Annotated in this window: 4 protein-coding genes and 1 pseudogene; 1 reads left to right on the top strand and 4 read right to left on the bottom strand. The window is 42.0% G+C overall.

The window, feature by feature from the left end:
- The 3 genes from NWP21_RS08095 to NWP21_RS08085 all read right to left on the bottom strand — a co-directional run.
- Nucleotides 1–1,165: tetratricopeptide repeat protein (locus NWP21_RS08095; RefSeq protein WP_280792281.1), on the bottom strand; the 1,165-nt coding region annotated here is incomplete at its 3' end.
- A gap of 504 nt (nt 1,166–1,669) precedes the next feature.
- A complete protein-coding gene (locus NWP21_RS08090) occupies nt 1,670–3,928 on the bottom strand; it encodes a transglycosylase SLT domain-containing protein (RefSeq protein WP_280792280.1) in 2,259 nt (752 codons plus the stop codon).
- 199 nt (nt 3,929–4,127) lie between these two features.
- Complete coding sequence (locus NWP21_RS08085; protein ID WP_280792279.1) at nt 4,128–5,396, bottom strand: FAD-dependent hydroxylase; 1,269 nt, start codon at nt 5,394–5,396, stop codon at nt 4,128–4,130.
- A gap of 105 nt (nt 5,397–5,501) precedes the next feature.
- Between NWP21_RS08085 and NWP21_RS08080 the strand changes: the two are divergent.
- A pseudogene (locus NWP21_RS08080) lies at nt 5,502–5,600 on the top strand (SAM-dependent methyltransferase); the annotation flags it as partial.
- 49 nt (nt 5,601–5,649) lie between these two features.
- On the opposite strand, the gene NWP21_RS08075 reads toward NWP21_RS08080, so the two are convergent.
- Entirely contained in the window at nt 5,650–5,925 is a 276-nt protein-coding gene (locus NWP21_RS08075) for a hypothetical protein (protein WP_271733607.1), read from the bottom strand.
- Nucleotides 5,926–6,000: the final 75 nt, after the last annotated feature.

Below are 6,000 nucleotides of genomic sequence, written 5' to 3'. Positions count from 1 at the left end.
AGTAAGCTAGAGCTAAATTAGGATTAAGTTTAATAGCTTCGGTGTAATCAGCCACTACTAAATCCCATTTCTGCTGGTTAGCGTAAACATTACCGCGATTGATGTAAGCTTCAGCATAATTAGGATTAAGTTTAATAGCTTGGTTATAATCAGCCAGTGCTAAATCCCATTTCTGCTGGTTAAGGTAAACATTACCGCGATTGTAGTAAGCTAGAGCTAAATTAGGATTAAGTTTAATAGCTTGGGTGTAATCAGCCACTGCTAAATCCCATTTCTCATGGTCATAGTAAATAAGACCGCGATTGTAGTAAGCTAGAGCTAAATTAGGATTAAGTTTAATAGCTTGGGTGTAATCAGCCACTGCTAAATCCCATCTCTGCTGGTTAGAGTAAACAATACCGCGATCGATGTAAGCTTCAGCTAAATTAGGATTAAGTTTAATAGCTTGGGTGTAATCAGCCACTGCTAAATCCCATCTCTGCTGGTTACGGTAAACATTACCGCGACCGTTGTAAGCTAGAGCAGAATTAGAATTAAGTTTAATAGCTCGGTTATAATCAGCCAGTGCTAAATCCCATTTTTCCTGGTACTGGTAAATAGTACCGCGAACGACGTAAGCCTCAGCAAAATTAGGATTAAGTTTAATAGCTCGGTTATAATCAGCCAGTGCTAAATCCCATTTCTGCTGTAAAGCATAAACACTACCGCGTCCGACGTAAGCCTCAGCAAAATTAGGATTAAGTTTAATAGCTCGGTTGAAATTAAACAGAGCTAACGGCAAATTTCCCTGTTGATAATAAAAAATACCGCGACTGAGGTAAGTTACAGCTAAATCGCGATTAGACCGACCTTGACTGTAAAGTATTGGGGGTCTTTGACTAACTACTTGGGAATTTTTGATAGTTAACGCCCCTCTGTCGCTATGGGATATCTGCACAGTTGGGGGTAAAAAGTCAGATTCACCAGCATTAATTTTCTGGTATTTTCCTGGTTCAGGTGTTAACCCCAAGGGGCTGGGAATTTGTTCCACACAACTGGGGTAGGAACTTGAGAGACAAGTAAAGCTGTTTTGATTAGTTTTAGTTTGACTCCAAGTGGGGGTAGCACTGAGGGTGAATGTCAGCGTTGTTAAGGCTACAGCCCTAGTTAGTCCTATTAATTCCATGGGTTTTACCTTTGGTGGTTAGTTGAATATTTAACGGTATGCGTACTTATAAGAAAAGACAGCAAAAGTTTAAATATATGAAATTTATAATACCACGCTCAAATGGACACAACAAAATAAATGTGTCATTTATTTATTCACTCTCGGTAATACTATTTAGGTAATTTTGTCATCTATCTAAAGATAGATTTTTAAGGACATAAAAATTTTACACTGGTATTGCACTAAATATTTATGATGAGGTTTGACTCCACACCCAACCCATCCTGTTACAAAGGGAGGGATATATGGAATAGCGTTTCGCCTAAATACTGTTGTGATGCACCAGTTAACTATTACCGAAGTTCAATCAAAAAAGCTGAAATAGTAATTATCATGTATTGAACCTCGGTCGCTTGCTATATAAGGGTTTCAGGAGTTTTATTAGTATGCTAAAGTCCATTTCGGCCGTTAAGTTTTTTGAACCTGCTCAGACCGCGATGAAACAAGAAGTTAACGCTAAAACTACCGGTTTACAGTTAAGTCTAGACTTGGGTAGTTTTGGGTAAGTTTAACCGAGCGGTGTATCTGTGAATATCTTGCTACCTTGGCGGAAATTTCGGGGTTATAAAGTCTCAGATAGTTCCAATAGTTACCAAAGACTTGCCGCACGTAATTTCTAGTTTCATTAAAAGGAATATCTTCCACAAACTCATCTGGATCATCTTTCCCAATGGTTTGTAGCCATTTGGCGACGTTGCCAGGGCCAGCATTATAACTTGCGATCGCTAACATGGAGTTATTATTATACCGCCGATGGGTATAGTCTAAATACCATGTTCCCAGATTAATATTTTCGTTGGGGTCTTCTAAGTCAATTGTTTTACTATCCAACTGAATTTGGGGAGCAATCCATTCACCTGTAGTCGGCATGATCTGCATTAAACCAGTAGCACCGACCACAGATCTAATTTTTGGCTCAAACATTGATTCCTGACGCATCAAACCAATTACCAGGAGGGGATTTAACTCTCGTTGAGCCGACCATTTTTTAATTTCCTGGCGATAGAGAAAAGGATAACGGGCTTGCCAATAACTTACCTGCTGGCTCAAAGCCTGATACTCCGCTTGTTCCTCTGGTGTTTCCCTGTCTTCGAGTCGAGAAATCAAGTTAATTCCTGCCAGATTTTGCCCTCTCACCAGGCGCATTAATCCCTCAGTAAACTGTTCTGCTACCGTGGGCTGTAGTTTATTGGTAAATTCTGTTTCCCATTGGAACCAAGCATCACGATCTTCACCCAGTAAATACAGTTCTTTGAAAGTTTCTGAACCGGCGGGGGGTACAGGTCGTTGCTGTAGAACTACTTCCGGCTGCAATTCCCTGATGTTGTCAAAATTACCCACATTCAGCCCCAGGGTTACAGCTGAACGCCAGGCATAGTAAGAGTGAGGAAATTGACTCAACACATACTCATAAGCTGCTTTAGCTTCCTTTTGTTGCCCTAGTCTGGTAGCCCATTTGCCCACCCAAAAGCCTGCTCTGGGAGCTAAAATACTATTAGGGTTCTCAGTCACAATTGGTTGTGCCCATTGCCAAGCCCCTAAGTAATCTTTGGCTTTGGCTTTCTCTTTGGCTTTGTTCCAGCGATACTCTGCGGCTTGATTAGAACTACCGTATTCACTTAATAGCAATTCCCACGCCTGTTGAGCCGACTTTTGATCATTTAGTCCCTGGTAAATTTTGGCTTTTTCTACTACTGCTATACTAGCTTGTTGAGGAAAATTAGCAATTATTCGGTCAAGATAGGGCAAAGCATCTTTACGGTTTTTAGCCAATTCAGCTAAACGCAATAGGGCTAGTCCGGTTTCCCTAGCATCGGGAAATTTTTCTACTAGTTGATTATAAATCGCCAATGCCTTTTCGGGTTGTTTACCTCCTATCTGTAAACCTCGCGCAGCGCGGTAAAGGTTGCGGGCTGTCTGGGGTGCTTTAACATAGGCATCACCAGCTCGTTCAAATTGATTATTTTCCCAGTAAGCTGTACCGACAATCTCCCAATCTATGGAACCAACTGCTACGTTATCGCTATCGGGTTTTATATCTGGTTGTTTTACTAGCTCATCTAACACACCTACTATTCCCGGTTGGTGAAAGGCGTGTTGTGCCAAAATTAACCGTAAATTTGGCTGTTGGGGATTTTCTCTTAAGCGTTTATAAATAATTTCCCAGGTGAGGGGATGTGAGGGAAACTCTGCGATCGCCCGATCATGATGTTCTGGTAGGGCGATCATATACAGCGCTCTGGCTGTTGCGGCTGCTTGGGGATAATCTCGCAGCACTCTTTGTCGTAGATTGGAGGCTTGACGACTCTCACCGAGTATGTCCTGTGCTTGGGCTTGTTTGAGTAAAATATACGCGCCCAGACTGGGGTAAGTTTTTTCTAGTCCTTCTAGAAGACTTAAGGCCTTTTCTGCTTCCCTAATATTAATTAAATCACTGGCTAACAGATAACGGGCCCGTTCTCGGTCTGGTGAAATGGAACTATTGGCGATCGCTTCTAGTTTTTCTGCTCGTTCTTGTGGAGACTGTGATACTAATGGAAATACATCTGATTTGACTTGGCTAGCTGTAGAAATTTGTTCAGACTGATTTATGGCTGAGTTGAACCATTCCCCCCAGAATGTTCTGATGTTAGGGGTAGATAGGATTGCACCTGCTGAGAAGGCAAATAAGACTGCACCAGCAATCAAAGAAATCTGTTTTTTTTGTAGTTGATTTCCCATGGATACTCCCCCAAGACTATGGTTTAAGTTTTTGCAACTTTAGCATTGCTGGCACTGGGGTGTTATTTGTCAATCATAAATATTACAAATCATCCTAAATAATCCTAAGATATCTTCATATTATGGTGGTGTTTTGCCGGGGAGGGAGACGCGATAGCTATCGCGTCTGGTATGTTTTTCCCAAGAGCCAAAACACGAGTTATCTGTCTGGTGCGTTAGCTAGTGCTGGGGTTTGCCCTTTCAAACCAATCATCAATTTGAGGGCAAATACTTTTAAGATGGGTATGCGCTGCATCATCCACAAACCTAGGCGACGAATTACTACTAGTGGTAAAAAGTTATGAGAAAACATCCTATCTAATAGATCCGTGAAAGCTAGAATTGTCAGGTTTTCTGGTTTGCGCCAGCGTTCATAGCCTTTGAGGACTTGGAGGTTACCAATATCTTTACCTGCTTTATGTGCTGTTTGTAACACTTGGGCTAAAGCCGCCGCATCTCGAATCCCCAAGTTTAAACCTTGTCCGCCGACGGGATGACAATTGTGTGCGGCATCACCAATTAAGGCTAATCTGGGGAGAACATAGCGATCGCTTTGCATCAGTTGTACTCGAAAAATAAAGCGATCGCCCAGTAATTCTAGCTTACCCATTTGATTACCATAGCGGCGGGTGAGTTCTGCCAAAAACTCCTGGTCATCTAAAGCACACAAAGCCTCTGCTTCTGCGTGGGGGGCTGTCCAGACAATACGGCAACGGTTACCAGGTAGTGGTAAAATAGCAAACGGGCCACTAGGCCAAAATCGTTCGTAGGCAGTGTTATTGTGGGGTTTCTCTGGTTTGACAAATGCTACAATACAGGACTGCCAATATTTCCAGCCAGAAGTTTTAATTCCCGCAGCTTCCCGGATACGCGATCGCGAACCATCAGCAGCGACAATTAATTTACCGCGGACTGTCTGAATTTGGTCAGCAATTTTGACATCTATAGCCACAATCTCCTGCTGATATTCTGTCTTGACCACCTCAGCGGGACATAGATAAGTCACATTCTGACAATTGTGGACAAATTCCTGTAAAGGCTCTAACAAAGCTTGGTGTTCCGCCACATAACCCAATTCTGATGTACCTAAATCATCGGTGATAAATTCCACAACATCGGGATAATCGGCATCAGAAAGGCGAACTTGGCAATATTTTGCGATTTGAGGCGATATTTTTTCCCAAACACCAATTCCTTGGTAAATGAGCGCCGAAAGCATATGAACTGCATAAGCTTGTCCCTTCGCCACTGCTGCTGATGCAACTTTGGCCTCAATTAGCAGAATACTTAAGCCAGAGTCCTTTAAAGCCGCGGCTAAGGTTAAACCAATAATTCCACCGCCGACAATGACCAAATCATAGTCATATCCCTGATGATCTGGCGGTGTTTGTTGAGGAGAAATTTTTTGATGTAGCTGTGTGATCACCATTGTTAAGATTAATTAAGGCGTCCTAATTATTATTTTTACGCAAACAGACAAATCCGTGCAAATATGGCCGGATTAATTAACCATAGATATAGATGATAGGTGGTGCGCTACCGCCAAGAAATGGAAGCTGTGGGTTTAGTTTCGCGAGAAACCAAAAACTTGTTACCGCAGCAACACTTAATGATATTTGAAAAGCGGGTATAATATCTATACAGACTTATTGAGGACTTAAGTCCTCAATAAAAACCTTTAATTACCGGAGTGGCATCAGGCTAACGCTTTTGGCCACACTATCCCAAACTATCCAACTACAAGAATTATCCACATCTTCTGGATTATTGGTAACTTTAAAATACAGCTTTCCCTGTCCCTTGCGTTCAATGGCAAAGTCGGCATTTTGGGCGTAAACTACTGTAAATCCTTTGTCCCTCAAGCAATACATAGCCCAAGCCTTCAATGATTGCTTCTGTGGTTCATGGGGAATAGGTGGTTTTGTAATGGTTTCTTGGATAACTTGAAATATCTCCATTAGTTTCTCAGGGAAAATAAAATCGTTGTAGTGGAGGCATTTGTCCCGATACTAGTTTACCTCATCACAGAATGC

It is taken from the genome of Anabaenopsis sp. FSS-46 (assembly GCF_029891665.1).
Classification (GTDB): domain Bacteria; phylum Cyanobacteriota; class Cyanobacteriia; order Cyanobacteriales; family Nostocaceae; genus Anabaenopsis; species Anabaenopsis arnoldii.
Note: the sequence above shows the minus strand (reverse complement) of the source record. Positions and strands in the feature narration are given on the sequence as shown.

Bases quoted from the DNA above. Each gene is read 5' to 3' on its own strand.
- NWP21_RS08090 (WP_280792280.1), bottom strand. From the start codon at position 3,928: ATGGGAAATCAACTACAAAAAAAACAGATTTCTTTGATTGCTGGTGCA.
- NWP21_RS08085 (WP_280792279.1), bottom strand. From the start codon at position 5,396: ATGGTGATCACACAGCTACATCAAAAAATTTCTCCTCAACAAACACCG.
- NWP21_RS08075 (WP_271733607.1), bottom strand. From the start codon at position 5,925: ATGGAGATATTTCAAGTTATCCAAGAAACCATTACAAAACCACCTATT.